This window comes from Sodalis sp. C49, from assembly GCF_046352915.1.
Taxonomy (GTDB): Bacteria; Pseudomonadota; Gammaproteobacteria; order Enterobacterales; family Enterobacteriaceae; genus Acerihabitans.
The window spans coordinates 4,118,220-4,132,399 of the sequence record NZ_CP163303.1; the positions used below are offsets into that span (position 1 = coordinate 4,118,220).

Genomic DNA, 14,180 nt, shown 5'->3' on the forward strand with positions numbered 1-14,180 from the left:
ATGAATGCCATGAACTCTCCGTTTATTTATGCTTCACCCACCCTCAGCGTGGAAGCGCTGAAACATTCGATTGCCTATAAGCTGATGTTTACCATCGGTAAAGATCCTTCCGCCGCCAATAAGCATGAGTGGCTGAACGCCACGCTGCTGGCGGTACGGGATCGTATGGTGGAGCGGTGGTTGCGCTCCAATCGCGCCCAACTGTCGCAGGACGTGCGCCAGGTCTATTACCTGTCGATGGAGTTTCTGCTCGGCCGGACCTTGTCCAACGCGCTGCTGGCGATGGGGATTTACGACGATACCAAGGCCGCCTTGGAGGATATGGGGTTCGAGCTGGACGATCTGCTGGAGGAAGAGAACGACCCGGGGTTAGGCAACGGCGGGCTGGGGAGGCTGGCGGCCTGTTTCCTCGATTCCATGGCGACGCTGGCGCTGCCGGGACGGGGTTACGGCATTCGTTATGAATACGGTATGTTCAAGCAGAATATTATCAACGGGCAGCAGGCGGAATCGCCGGATTACTGGCTTGAATACGGCAATCCCTGGGAGTTTCCCCGCCACTCCACCCGCTATAAGGTCCGCTTCGGCGGCCGCGTGCAGCAGGAGGGGGCGAAAACCCGCTGGGTGGAGACCGAGGAAGTGCTGGCCTGCGCCTATGACCAGATTATTCCCGGCTTTGATACCGACGCCACCAACACCTTAAGGCTGTGGAGCGCCCAGGCCAGCAATGAAATCAACCTGGGCAAATTCAACCAGGGCGATTATTTCGCCGCCGTGGAAGATAAAAACTATTCTGAAAACGTTTCCCGGGTGCTCTATCCGGATGATTCCACCTATTCAGGCCGCGAATTGCGCCTGCGCCAGGAATACTTTTTAGTCTCCGCCACCATGCAGGATATTCTCACCCGTCACTGGATGATGCATCAGACCTTCGACAACCTGGCGGATAAAATCGCGGTGCATCTCAACGATACCCACCCGGTGCTGTCGATTCCCGAGCTGATGCGGCTTTTGATCGACGAACATAAATTTACCTGGCAGCAGGCATGGGACGTGGTGGGCAAGGTATTCTCCTATACCAACCATACCCTGATGAGCGAAGCGCTGGAAAGGTGGCCGGTGGACATGCTGGGCAAGATCCTGCCGCGCCAGCTGCAGATTATCTTTGAAATCAACGATCATTTTTTAACCGGCGTACAGGAACAGTTTCCCGGCGACAGCGCCCTGCTGTCACGCGTGTCGATCGTTGATGAACATGACGGGCGGATGATACGCATGGCCTGGCTGGCGGTGATTGCCAGCCATAAGGTCAACGGGGTATCGGAACTGCATTCGGACCTGATGGTGCAATCGCTGTTTGCCGATTTCGCGCGCATCTATCCCGACAAGTTTTGCAATAAAACCAACGGCGTCACGCCACGCCGCTGGCTGGCGCTGGCGAACCGGCCGCTGTCGGCGGTGCTGGACGACGCCATCGGCCAGATGTGGCGTACCGATTTAAGCCAGCTGGAGGAAATCAAATCCCATATCGATTTCCCGGCGTTTATCCAGGATGTGCAAAAGGCCAAGCTGGAAAATAAAAAGGCGCTGGCTCTCTATATGGCCAAAGAGCTTAATGTGGTGGCCGACCCGGCGGCGTTATTTGATGTGCAAATCAAGCGTATCCATGAATATAAGCGCCAGTTGATGAATGTGCTGCACATTATTACCCGCTATAACCGGATTAAACAGGATCCCGATGCCGACTGGGTGCCGCGGGTGAATATCTTTGCCGGCAAAGCGGCCTCGGCCTATCATATGGCCAAGCAGATTATTCATTTAATTAACGATGTGGCCACGGTGATTAACAGCGATCCGCAGGTGAAGAACCGCTTGAAGGTGGTATTTATTCCCAACTATAGCGTCAGCCTGGCGCAGCTGATTATCCCGGCGGCGGATTTATCGGAACAGATCTCCCTGGCGGGCACCGAAGCTTCCGGCACCAGTAATATGAAGTTCGCGCTTAACGGCGCGCTGACCATCGGCACCCTGGACGGCGCCAATATCGAGATGAGCAGCCGCATGGGCGAGGAAAACATCTTTATCTTCGGCAATACCGCCGAGCAGGTGGAAGCGCTGCGCCGCGACGGTTATAACCCGCGCCAGTTCTATGAGCAGGATGCGGAGCTTAACCAGGCCCTGACCCAGATCGCCACCGGTGTATTCAGTCCGGGCGAGGCCAATCGCTACCGTAATCTGTTCGATACACTGGTGAATTTCGGCGATTATTACCAGTTGCTGGCGGATTATCGCAGTTATGTCGATACCCAGGATCGGGTGGACCAGCTTTATCAGCAGCCGGAGGAGTGGACAAGGCGGGCGGTCATGAATATTGCCAGTATGGGCTATTTCTCGTCGGACCGGACCATCCAGGAATATGCCGATGAGATATGGCATGTGAAGCCGATCCGGCTGTAGCGGAGCAAGCGACAGGCTGTCACCGTATTGACGTCTACAGGGACACGCGGAGCTGGCGTGTTTATGGCCTGGCGGCGCTGATCATTTCTCTATAAACAGCGCTCCAGGGCGATCAAACAAGGCCGCGTCGTTACGCGGCCTTGTTGCTTAAAATGCGCTGGCCGAATCCGGCCGCCCTTGCCTAGGAGGCCAGCGACAGCTTCCTCCCGCCGCGCGCATGATGGGCCAGCCATTCGCTCACATGCTGTTTTTCGCCGTCATCAAGCCACATGCCGAGTTTGGTGCGGCGCCAGATGGCGTCTTCAAGGGTAACCACCCATTCTTTTTCCACCAGGTAATGCAGCTCCGCCTCGTACAATTCGTGGCCGAAATGCTCGCCAAGGTCGGCGAACGTGGCCGCGCCTTTCAGGATCTGCTCGCTTTGGGTGCCGTAGGTGCGACTGTAGCGGCGTGCCAGGCTTTCGGTCAGGAAGGCGTATTTGCGCCGCAGCTGGGCGGCATAATCGTCGCGGCTGCCGTTAAAATCGCCGCCCGGCAATACCGCCCCTTTGGTCCAGGCGCCGTAGGCGTCAGGATAATATTTATGCAGCTTTTCCAAGGCGTGTTCAGCCAGTTTGCGGTAGGTGGTCAGCTTGCCGCCGAACACCGATAGCAGCGGGGCCTTGCCGTGGTCGTCGGTGACCGCGAGGGTATAGTCGCGGGTCACCGCCTGCGGCGAGTCGGACTCGTCATCGCACAGAGGACGCACGCCGGAATAGGACCAGACGATGTCCGCGCGGCTGAGCGGCTTCTTGAAATGCGCGTTATAGACGTTAAGCAGGTAATCCGTCTCGCCGTCGTCGATATGCACCGCTTTCGGATCGCCGTGGTATTCCACGTCGGTGGTGCCGATGATGGAGAACTCGTCCAGCCAGGGAATGACAAACACGATGCGGTGGTCTTCATTTTGCAGGATATAGGCGTGCTGGCCGTTATGCACGCGCGGCACCACGATATGGCTGCCTTTGATTAAGCGTATACCATACTGGGAGGGCAGCTTCAGGCTGTCGTCGATAAATTCCTTTACCCATGGGCCGGTGGCGTTGGCCAGGCCCTTGGCCTGCCAGGTCAGGGTCTGGCCGGTAATCACATCCTGCGCTTCCACCGTCCACAGGCCGTTCTCGCGCCAGGCGCGGGTTACTTTGGTGCGGGTGCGCACTTCGCCGCCCTTGGCGACCACCTCCTGCGCGTTCAGTACCACCAGCCGGGCATCGTCCACCCAGCAGTCGGAGTATTCAAAACCGCGCACGATGGAAGGCTTGAGGATGGAATCCGCGCCGAAACGCAACCCTTTACTGGCCGGCAGGCTGGTGCGTTTGCCCAGATGATCGTACATAAACAGTCCGATGCGGATCATCCAGGCCGGCCGCAGATGCGGCCGGTGCGGCAGACGAAAGCGCATGGGGAAGGCGATATGCGGCGCCATCTTTAATAGCACCTCGCGTTCCGCCAGCGCTTCGCTGACCAGGCGGAACTCATAATGCTCGAGATAGCGCAGGCCGCCGTGAATCAGTTTTGAACTGGCGGAAGAGGTCGCGCAGGCCAGGTCATCCGCCTCAAGCAGCAGCACGGATAAGCCGCGCCCCGCTGCGTCTGCCGCGATGCCGGCGCCGTTAATGCCGCCGCCGATCACGATCAAGTCTTTGGTTTCCACGTTACCTTCCTCCAGGTGCTCGTTACAGTTCTTTTATTTTCGTTTTCGCTCATAATTGTAATCGAAAACCAACATCAGCGCCAAGGCCCATGCTGAAAAAAACGTCTATGCGTGACGCAGGTAACAGTTTATGTTTACACTATGTGGAAAAAACGTTAACAAGCGAGGCGACGCAGGCGATGGAACACTTCGAGGCAATAAGCGTGGAACAGGCGTATGAACGCTGGCGGCAGGGCGACGCGATTCTGGTGGATATCCGCGATCCGCAGAGTTTTGCCGTCGGCCATGCGCCGGGGGCGGTTCACCTTACCAACGAAACCCTGGGCGCGTTTATGCAGCAGACGGACTTTACCCGTCCGGTGATGGTGATGTGCTATCACGGCAACAGCAGCAAGGGCGCTGCGCAGTACCTTCTGCAACAGGGGTTTAACGCCGCCTATAGCATAGACGGTGGTTTCGATGCCTGGCAGAAAGCGTTTCCCTCCGACGTCGCCACCCCGACGGCAGGCTGACCCGCGCCAGGCGCCGGCGTTTCCCTGCGCGGGCGCCGCTTTTTTCAGCGGGCGATAATCACCGGTGCGTCGATTGTGACGCGCTCGCGATTATCCCTGCCCGCAAGCGGATACTGTTCCCCTTCTTATCAAAACCGTTCATTTTCCCCCGTAAGCAAAAAACCCTGCGGCCGTTGATGCCATGATGGGGGATGCCGCAGGGAACATGTTATGATAGTAATCAGCTGATTATCGCGCCGCGGGCGCTATGCCAGCGCTATGCCAGCACGATATCGCCGGTCTTGCCGGCGCCCGAACATCATGATTAAAGGACTCGCCCCACGCTATGATTCGTGTAACGACCCTGTCCAATGCCCGCCTTGCCCAGGCTTTTATCGACTATATGAAAACCCAGGGCGTGACGATTGAAATGCAGCAGCAAGGCAGGATAGCCGAGCTATGGCTTGCAGATGACGCGGAGCTGGCCCGGGTAGAGGCCGCGCTGGAAATCTTTCTGCTGGACCCGACGCACCCACGTTACCAGGCGGCCAGCTGGCGCACGGGCAGCGCCGAGCGCGGGCAGTTTCATTATCAGCGCACCGCCTGGCTGCCGGCGCTGCGCAGCCAGGCGGGGCCGCTGACCCTCGGCGTGTTGTTATGCTGCGTCCTGGTGTTTATTTTAATGAACGTCCTGGGCGATGATGTCGTTATGTACTGGCTGGCGTTTCCCGCCGGTCCGTCGCGCTACCTGCAGGTATGGCGCTGGGTAAGCCATATTTTGTTGCATTTTTCGTTACTGCATTTATTGTTCAATATAGTGTGGTGGTGGTATCTCGCCAGCGCGGTGGAAAAATACCGCGGCGTGACGACCCTGGCGATATTGACCCTGGTCTCGGCGGTGGTCAGCGGCCTGGTGCAATCCCATTTCAGCGGCGCCCTGTTCGGCGGTCTTTCCGGCGTGGTGTATGCCTTGATGGGGTATGTCTGGTGGTATGGCGAGAAAAACCCCAACGGCCCGCTGATGATGCCTCGCGGTGTCATTGTGTTTGCCCTGCTGTGGCTTATCGCCGGTTATTTCGATATTTTCGGCATTGCCGTGGCTAATGCCGCCCATGTGGCGGGGCTGGTTATCGGATTATTAATGGCTTTCTGGGATACGCGCCATGCGATTGGTCGCCGGCGATAGGGTTCAGGCAGCAGAGGATTTAACGTGAAGCAAACGCAGCGGCATGATGCCATTATTGAATTGGTACGGCGGCAGGGTTATGTCAGTACCGAAGAGTTGGTGGAGCATTTCTCGGTCAGCCCGCAAACCATCCGGCGCGATCTGAACGATTTGGCCGAGCACAATAAGATTCATCGTCATCATGGCGGCGCGGCGTTGCCGTCCAGTTCGGTGAATACGGCCTACCAGGATCGCAAGATCATGTGGTCGGCGGAAAAAGCGCGCATCGCCCAGCGGGTAGCCAGTCAGATACCGGACGGCGCCACGCTGTTTATCGATATCGGCACCACCCCCGAGGCGGTGGCCCATGCCTTGCTGAACCATAAGAACCTGCGGGTGGTCACCAATAACCTCAATGTCGCCACGCTGCTGACCGCCAAAGAGGATTTCCGCCTGATCCTGGCCGGCGGTGAGGTGCGCACCCGCGACGGCGGCATTATGGGCGAGGCCACGCTGGATTTTATTTCCCAGTTCCGCCTGGATTTCGGCATCCTCGGCATCAGCGGCATCGATATGGACGGATCGCTGCTGGAGTTCGATTATCACGAAATGCGCACCAAGCGGGCGATTATCGACAACTCGCGCTGCGTTATGCTGGTCACCGACCATTCCAAATTCGGCCGCAACGCCATGGTCAACCTGGGCAAAATGTCCCTGGTGGATTTTCTGTTTACCGACGAGCTGCCGCCGCCGAGCGTAATGAGCATTATCGAACAGTCCGAGGTTAAGCTGGAGCTGTGCTGAGGGCAGGATGCCCCGTTCCGCCAGGCCGCGCCATCGTGGGCGCGGGCCGCTTGCCGGCCCCGGCGCGCCGGTCGTTTTAACCGGCCGCGCGCCACGGTAGATTATTTTTTCGCTAATTAATTAAAATTTTTTGCCAGCGCCCCTCTTTTTAACGCCCTTGACTATTCTTTGATCATAAACGAACAAACCCCGTTGTTTTACGATAACTTATAACATGGGTCCGTCGCTCCCGCGACGGCCGCCCGGTAGAGATATCCCGTGAATATGACAGTCCGCGCAGGCTGTCGGCCCGTTTCCGGCGTTGACCCACTTTTATCAACAGGATAGAGACGCTTTTATGCCAAAAATGAAGCTTGATAAAGTCGCCTTTCAATCGGCCCTGGACCGCCAGTGGCAACGTTTAGGCCTGCAGGAAGCGCAGGAAATGACCGCCTATCAATGGTGGCACGCGGTCAGCGCGGCGGTGAATGAATTAATCTCCCGGCAGCCGGCGCGTCAGCAGGACCAAAAAAATCCAAGGCACGTCAACTATCTCTCCATGGAATTCCTGATTGGCCGCTTGACCGGCAACAACCTGATTAACCTGGGCTGGTACGATACGGTGAAAAAGGTGCTGGGGGGCTACGGCATCGAGCTTACCGACCTGCTGGAGCAGGAGATCGACCCGGCCCTGGGCAACGGCGGACTGGGGCGTCTGGCGGCCTGTTACCTGGATTCCATGGCGACGGTGGGGCAAGATGCCACCGGCTACGGCCTGGATTATCAGTACGGCCTGTTCCGCCAGCATTTTGCCGCGGGCAGGCAATGCGAAACGCCGGATGACTGGCAGCGGGAACAGTATCCCTGGTTCAGGCACAACCCGGCGCTGACGGTGCGGGTGGGGCTGGGCGGCAAACTGGTGAAAAATGAGCAAGGCGGCGTGAACTGGGAACCGGCGTTTACCCTCAACGGCGAAGCCTGGGACCTGCCGGTGGTCGGCTATGAAAACGGCATCATCCTGCCGCTGCGCCTGTGGCAAGCCACCCATCCCCATCCCTTTGACCTGGGGCTGTTTAACGACGGTAAGTTCCTGAAAGCGGAGCAGGCCGGCATCGACGCCGCCAAGCTGACCAAGGTGCTGTATCCTAACGATAATCACCTGGAAGGCAAACAGCTGCGCCTGATGCAGCAATATTTCCAGTGCGCCTGTGCGGTAGCCGATATCCTGCGCCGCCACCATCTGGCGGGCCGGACGATCCAGAGCTTGCCTGATTACGAAGTCATCCAGCTCAACGATACCCATCCCACCATCGCCATCCCTGAAATGCTGCGCGTGCTGCTTGATGAACATCAGCTTTCCTGGCAGGACGCCTGGGCGATTACCTCGCGCACTTTCGCGTATACCAACCATACCCTGATGCCGGAGGCGCTGGAGCGCTGGGACGAAAAGCTGGTACGCGCCCTGCTGCCGCGCCATTTCGACATTATCAGGCAGATAGACCGCGAATTTAAGAAAGTGGTGCGGCAGCGCTGGCCGGATGATAAAGAGATATGGCCGAAGGTGGCGGTGAACTATGACAAACAGGTGCGCATGGCCAATCTGTGCGTGGTGTGCGGTTTTGCGGTTAACGGCGTAGCCGCCCTGCATTCCGATCTGGTGAAAACCGACCTGTTCCCGGAATACTTCACGCTCTGGCCGGAAAAATTCCATAATGTCACCAACGGCATTACGCCGCGCCGCTGGCTGAAGGCGTGCAATCCCGCGCTGGCGAAGCTTATCGACGCCACCATCGGCAAGGGCTGGGTGACCCGGCTGGAAAAACTCAGGGAGCTGGAACCCTATGCGGACCAGACCGAGTTCCGCCAGCGGTTCCAGCAAATCAAGCGCGACAATAAGCACTACCTGGCGGCGAAAATCAGGCAATTGACCGATGTCACCGTCAACCCGGAAGCGCTGTTCGACGTGCAAATCAAACGGCTGCATGAATATAAACGCCAGCATCTTAACCTGCTGCATATCCTGTCGCTTTATCGCCAGCTGCGCGATAACCCGGCGCTTGATATCGTGCCGCGCGTGTTTTTGTTCGGCGCCAAGGCCGCGCCGGGCTATGCCCTGGCCAAGAATATTATTTATGCCATCAATCAGGTGGCGGAGAAGATCAACAACGATCGTAAGATAAACGATCGGCTTAAAGTGATCTTCCTGCCCGATTACCGGGTATCGGTGGCGGAGTGGATGATCCCGGCGGCGGACCTGTCGGAACAGATTTCCACCGCCGGCAAGGAGGCGTCCGGCACCGGTAACATGAAGCTGGCGCTTAACGGCGCGCTGACCATCGGCACCCTGGACGGCGCCAATGTGGAAATTGCCGAACAGGTCGGCGAGGAGAATATATTCATCTTCGGCCTGACCGACCCGGAGGTCAAAGCGCTGCTGGCCGGGGGGTATAAACCGGCTCAGTACCTGAAAAAGGATAAAGCGCTGAAAGGCCTGCTGACCGAGCTGGGCAGCGGTGTTTTCAGCCATAAGCATAAACATGCGTTCGAACCGCTGCTGCACAGCCTGCAGGAGGGCGGCGATCCCTACCTGGTGCTGGCGGATTTCGCCGCGTATTGCGAGGCGCAGCGGCGGGTGGATGCCCTGTTCCGCCGTCCGGACGACTGGACGCGCAGCGCGGTGCTGAATACCGCCCGGGTAGGGTTCTTCAGTTCGGACCGTTCGATACGCGATTATCAGCAACGCATCTGGCAAGCAAAACGTTAAGGAGTTTTGATGGATCCCAAGGTATTGGAGCGGTCCGCCGGACGGGCGGGAATTATTCCGGAATATGTGGATGCCTGGGGACAGCGCAAAATCATCAGCGAGGAGACCAAGCGGCAGCTGCTGGCCGCCATGGCGGGGTTAAGCGACGATGCCGATCGAACGGCGGCGCTGCCGCCGGTGTGGGTGGTCAGGACCGGCCAAGAACGACCGCTGCCGGTGACGCTTGCGCAGCCGGCCGGCTGGGAGCTTATCGAGGAATCGGGCCGCCGCCATCAGGGCGGGACGGTGGATGGCCACGTGGCGTTGCCTGCCGCGCTGCCGCCCGGCTATCACCGGCTCACCCTGCGCGCCGGCGACAGCCAATGGTCCTGCCAGATTATCGTGGCGCCGCCGCGCTGTTATGAACCGCCGGCGCTGCTGGCGGGGCATAAGCTCTGGGGCGCCTGCGTGCAGCTGTATACCCTGCGTTCGCGCCATAACTGGGGCATCGGCGATTTCGGCGATTTGGCCTTGATGATCGAGGGCACCGCGCGCCACGGCGGCGCCTTTGTCGGCCTGAATCCTATCCATGCGCTGTATCCCGCCGCGCCCGGCTGGGCCAGCCCCTATAGTCCGTCCTCCCGGCGCTGGCTCAATATCCTGTATATCGATGTCGGCGCGCTGGAGGACTTCCAGCAAAGCCCGGCGGCGCAAGAGTGGCTGGCATCGCCGCGGACCCAGCAGCGCCTTGCCGCCCTGCGCGCCGATGAGCTGGTGGATTATCCGCAGGTGACGGAATGCAAGCTGGCGGCGCTGACCCACGCTTATGCGCAGTTCAACACCCGCGCGCCCGATGACCCCGAGCGGCGGGCATTTAGCGGGTTTATCCACGACGGCGGCGACAGCCTGCGCCAGCAGGCCACCTTCGATGCGCTCCACCGTTACCTGACCCGCGAGGGCCATCCCTCGGCGGGCTGGCAGCAGTGGCCGCCGGAGTATCAGCAGGCTGACGGCGCCGCGGTGCGGGAATTCTGTCAACGGCACGAAAACGAAATCCTGTTTTTCAGCTGGCTGCAATGGCAGGCCGCGCGCCAGTTCGACGCCTGCTTTCGCCTGAGCCGGCGTCTGGAAATGCCCATCGGCCTGTATCGCGATCTGGCGGTCGGCGTGAGTGAAGGGGGCATGGAGACCTGGAGCGATCGCACGTTGTATTGCCTGGCGGCCTCGGTCGGCGCACCGCCGGACAAGCTGGGACCGCAGGGCCAGAACTGGTGCCTGCCACCGCAGGACCCGAACGTGCTCATCGCCCGGGCCTATGAGCCGTTTATCGCGATGCTGCGTGCCAATATGCGCCACTGCGGCGCGTTGCGTATCGATCATGTCATGTCGCTCCTGCGGCTGTGGTGGATACCGCGCGGGCAGACGGCGCAGCACGGCGCTTACGTGCAATATCCGGTGGATGATTTGCTGGCGGTGCTGGCGCTGGAAAGCCACCGGCAGCAGTGCATGGTTATCGGCGAGGACCTGGGTACCGTGCCGCGCGAAATCACCGGTAAACTGCAGGCCGCCGGCGTGTACTCCTACAAGGTATTGCTGTTCGAGCGTACCGACGCCACCCATTTCCGCCCGCCCGATGAATATATGGCGCAGGCCATGGCCACCCTGACCACACACGATCTCGCCACCCTGCGCGGCTTTTGGCAGCAGGAGGATCTGCGGCTGGGACGGGAACTGAAAATCTACCCCTCGCAGGAGGTGTATCAGCTCTTGCTGGACGATAGGCAGAAAGCGCGTCAGGCGCTGCTGGCGGCCCTGCACGCCTGGAAATGCGTACCGGCAAAGATGAGCGCCAATGCGGACCGGGTGATGATGTCGCCGTTGCTGAACCGCGGGCTGCACCGCTACGTGGCGCGCAGCAATTCGGCGCTGTTGGGGCTACAACCCGAGGATTGGCTGGATATGGCGCTGCCGGTCAATGTGCCGGGCACCACCGATCAATATCCGAACTGGCGGCGTAAGCTGACGCGGGAGGTGGACGAAATGTTTGACGACCCCACCTTGATGCGCCTGCTCAGGGAAGTAGATCGCCTGCGCAAGGCAGCGATAGGCAATACGCCGACGGGTGAGCGGTAAACGCAGGTAATACAGTGGCGCTCAGGCGCCGTGCGGCGGGTAAAAAGGGGCTTGGGCAGGGATGAGCCGGCCCGTCGCAGCGGACCGGTAATTCACGGTAAGGCCGACGGCCGCGCCGCCGTTAATAGAACGAGTGCTCGCCGCGCTGGTGCTCGGTCAGATCGCGCACGCCTTTTAGCTCGGGGAATTTTTCCAGCAGCTCTTTTTCAATGCCTTCCTTCAGGGTGTAATCGACCATGGAACAGCCGTTGCAGCCGCCGCCGAACTGCAGGATAGCCAGGTTATCGTCGGTGATTTCCATCAGCGAAACCTGGCCGCCGTGGCCTGCCAGCTGCGGGTTGATTTGCGATTGCAACACATATTCCACCCGTTCAATCAGCGGCGCGTCGTCGGAGACTTTACGCATCTTGGCGTTTGGCGCTTTCAGGGTGAGCTGCGAACCGAGCTTGTCGGTAACAAAATCGATTTCCGCATCCACAAGATAAGGCGCGCTGAGCTCATCGACATACGCATTGATTTTCTCGAACTTCAGCTCGGTATCGGTGGCTTCAACCGCGTCGGGAGGACAATATGACACGCCGCATTCCGCATTCGGCGTGCCTGGATTAATGACAAATACACGAATCTGGGTGCCAGCTTCCTGATTGGCCAGTAATTTAGCAAAATGTTCCTGGGCAGCATCGGTAATCCGGATCATATCATTCACTCAATAGTTGACTAATCTAGTCGGTTATAATACTCCCATTAACCTGAGCACTACAAGGTCCGGCAAACTGACCAGACCTGCACCGCCCTGGCCTGTCGGGCCAGCAGGAGATGGGTAATTTCGTCCATGGTGCTGCCGGTGGTGACCACGTCATCCACCAGCGCCACGGTCTTGCCGGCCACATCGGCATGGCAGGCAAAGGCGCCGCGCAGGTTGCGCCTGCGGGCGCCGGCATGCAGCGTTTGCTGCGGCGCCACGGCGCGGGTGCGCTCCAGTCCCTGGCTGAGGTATTCCACGCCCAGCCAGCGCGCCAGCGGCCGGGCGAGAAGATCTGTTTGATTATAGCCCCTGCGCCAGTGGCGGTAAGTATGCAAAGGCACGTTTAGTACAAGATCCGGCTTATCGCGCCCGTACAAATGGCGTTCTTCCTGCCAGCGCAACACCAGCAGGCGGGCGAGCACGCGCGCAAGCCCGGTGCCGCCCTGGTATTTGAGTTTTTTTACCAGCCGGCTCAGCGGCGGCCGGTAATCAGTAACGTACAGCAATGATTGCCACGGCGGCGATTTCAGCAGACAGCGTCCGCAGCAAAGCCTGCGGCTTCCGGCCGGCAGCCCGCAGCGCGGGCAGCAGGTCTCGCGCCGGTTAAGCAGGTGGCCGGCGCAGCACCGGCAAATTCCCTGGTGGCTAAACCATAATGGCTGTTGGCATAGCCAACAAAGGGCGTTGATTGTTAGCATGGGAGGTCCTCCATAACCTGGGTACCGGGAACTATAACTGATGACATCTCTCTATTGGCATACCCTCGGCAGCGGTTCCGTTGATCTTGTGCTGCTGCATGGCTGGGGCCTGAACGCCGGCGTCTGGTCTTGCATCGAAGCGCGGCTGTCGCCGCATTTTCGCCTGCATCTGGTGGATCTGCCGGGCTACGGCCGCAGCCAGGGTTATGGGCCGTTGTCCTTGCGGCAGATGGCGCAGGAAGTGGCCGCCGGAGCGCCGGAGGGTGCGTGGTGGCTGGGCTGGTCGCTGGGCGGCCTGGTGGCGGCGCAGGCGGCGCTGGCGCGCCCGGATCGGGTCGCCGGCCTGATTACCGTCGCCTCATCGCCCAGGTTCAGCGCCGGCGACCAATGGCCGGGCATCAAACCCGAGGTGCTGGCGGGTTTTGCGCAGCAGCTGAGCCAGGATTTTCACCGCACGGTGGAGCGTTTCCTGGCCCTGCAAACCCTCGGCACCGACACCGCCCGCCAGGATGCCCGCCGGTTAAAGCAGGTGGTGCTTGAGCACCCGCTGCCGCCGGTGGCGGTATTAACCGGCGGGCTGGAGATCCTGCGCACCGCGGATTTGCGCGCACAGCTTGACGCGCTCGATCTGCCGCTGCTGCGTCTGTACGGTTATCTGGACGGACTGGTGCCGCGCAAGGTGGCCGCGCTGCTGGACGCGCGCTGGCCTCATAGCCGCGGCGTGGTGATCCCCAAAGCCGCCCACGCGCCCTTTATTTCCCATCCCGATTTGTTTTGCCAATACATTATCGACTTTGCCGGCGGGAAAACACTTCCTGACGCCAGGTGAAAAGGATTAAACAAAAACTCTTCTATAGTTAGTGGCACGTTCCACCGTAAAAGAGATGAAGGAATACCGATGAAGACGATAACCTTTATGGCAATGACACTGGCCGGCACGCTATTTACCCTAAGCGCCCTGGCGGCGGAAGAAATTACCCCACAGGAGGCCAAGGAAAAAGGCTACGAGAAAATTGCCACCGTGCATACCACCGCCAAGACGACCTCGCCGATGGATGCCAAGGCCATACTCTCCAAACGGGCGGATGAAAAAGGCGGTAAATATTATGTCATTATCGCCGGCCGCCAGCATGGCAGGTTCAGCGCTACCGCCGATGTCTATAAATAAAGACTGACGCCCCGGGCCGGGCGCGGCCAATAAATTCCATCCTGATCCGGTAGCGGTCTTCACGCTGATACCGGTTTTTTTTTGTCTTTTTCCGCCGCGGGGCG

Annotated in this window: 11 protein-coding genes; 8 read left to right on the plus strand and 3 right to left on the minus strand. The window is 59.4% G+C overall.

What is annotated here, in order from left to right; translation table 11 throughout:
- Positions 1–9: 9 nt before the first annotated feature.
- Positions 10–2,457, plus strand: a complete 2,448-nt coding sequence (gene glgP / locus ABUK12_RS18450; RefSeq protein WP_410013203.1) for a glycogen phosphorylase — start codon at positions 10–12, stop codon at positions 2,455–2,457.
- Positions 2,458–2,638: 181 nt separating this feature from the next.
- On the opposite strand, the gene glpD is transcribed toward glgP, so the two are convergent.
- A complete protein-coding gene (glpD, locus tag ABUK12_RS18455; RefSeq protein WP_410013204.1) occupies positions 2,639–4,150 on the minus strand; it encodes a glycerol-3-phosphate dehydrogenase in 1,512 nt (503 codons plus the stop codon).
- A 179-nt stretch (positions 4,151–4,329) separates the two neighbouring features.
- On the opposite strand from glpD, the gene glpE reads away from it, so the two are divergent.
- The 5 genes from glpE (at position 4,330) to malQ (ending at position 11,465) form a co-directional block, all read left to right on the plus strand.
- Positions 4,330–4,662 (plus strand): thiosulfate sulfurtransferase GlpE, encoded by a 333-nt coding sequence (gene glpE / locus ABUK12_RS18460; protein WP_410016707.1) that lies wholly within the window; start codon positions 4,330–4,332, stop codon positions 4,660–4,662.
- A 325-nt stretch (positions 4,663–4,987) separates the two neighbouring features.
- The gene (gene glpG, locus ABUK12_RS18465) at positions 4,988–5,827 is read left to right on the plus strand and encodes a rhomboid family intramembrane serine protease GlpG (protein ID WP_410013205.1); all 840 of its coding nucleotides are present in this window, start codon (positions 4,988–4,990) and stop codon (positions 5,825–5,827) included.
- A 24-nt stretch (positions 5,828–5,851) separates the two neighbouring features.
- Entirely contained in the window at positions 5,852–6,610 is a 759-nt protein-coding gene (locus ABUK12_RS18470; protein WP_410013206.1) for a DeoR/GlpR family transcriptional regulator, read from the plus strand.
- A 337-nt stretch (positions 6,611–6,947) separates the two neighbouring features.
- Positions 6,948–9,353, plus strand: coding sequence for a maltodextrin phosphorylase (gene malP / locus ABUK12_RS18475; protein WP_410013207.1), 2,406 nt, complete (start codon positions 6,948–6,950; stop codon positions 9,351–9,353).
- A gap of 9 nt (positions 9,354–9,362) precedes the next feature.
- Positions 9,363–11,465 (plus strand): 4-alpha-glucanotransferase, encoded by a 2,103-nt coding sequence (malQ, locus tag ABUK12_RS18480; RefSeq protein ID WP_410013208.1) that lies wholly within the window; start codon positions 9,363–9,365, stop codon positions 11,463–11,465.
- 121 nt (positions 11,466–11,586) lie between these two features.
- Here the strand turns inward: malQ and nfuA are convergent, their stop codons facing one another.
- Positions 11,587–12,162 (minus strand): Fe-S biogenesis protein NfuA, encoded by a 576-nt coding sequence (gene nfuA, locus ABUK12_RS18485; RefSeq protein ID WP_410013209.1) that lies wholly within the window; start codon positions 12,160–12,162, stop codon positions 11,587–11,589.
- Positions 12,163–12,221: 59 nt separating this feature from the next.
- Positions 12,222–12,908 carry a DNA utilization protein GntX gene (gene gntX / locus ABUK12_RS18490; RefSeq protein WP_410013210.1) on the minus strand — a complete coding sequence of 229 codons (687 nt, stop codon included), beginning with the start codon at positions 12,906–12,908 and terminating at the stop codon, positions 12,222–12,224.
- Between the two features lie 40 nt (positions 12,909–12,948).
- Here gntX and bioH point away from each other — a divergent pair, with 40 nt between their 5' ends.
- Together bioH and ABUK12_RS18500 are read left to right on the plus strand one after the other, a co-directional pair.
- A complete protein-coding gene (gene bioH, locus ABUK12_RS18495; protein ID WP_410013211.1) occupies positions 12,949–13,737 on the plus strand; it encodes a pimeloyl-ACP methyl ester esterase BioH in 789 nt (262 codons plus the stop codon).
- A gap of 69 nt (positions 13,738–13,806) precedes the next feature.
- Entirely contained in the window at positions 13,807–14,076 is a 270-nt protein-coding gene (locus ABUK12_RS18500; protein ID WP_410013212.1) for a DUF1471 domain-containing protein, read from the plus strand.
- Positions 14,077–14,180: the final 104 nt, after the last annotated feature.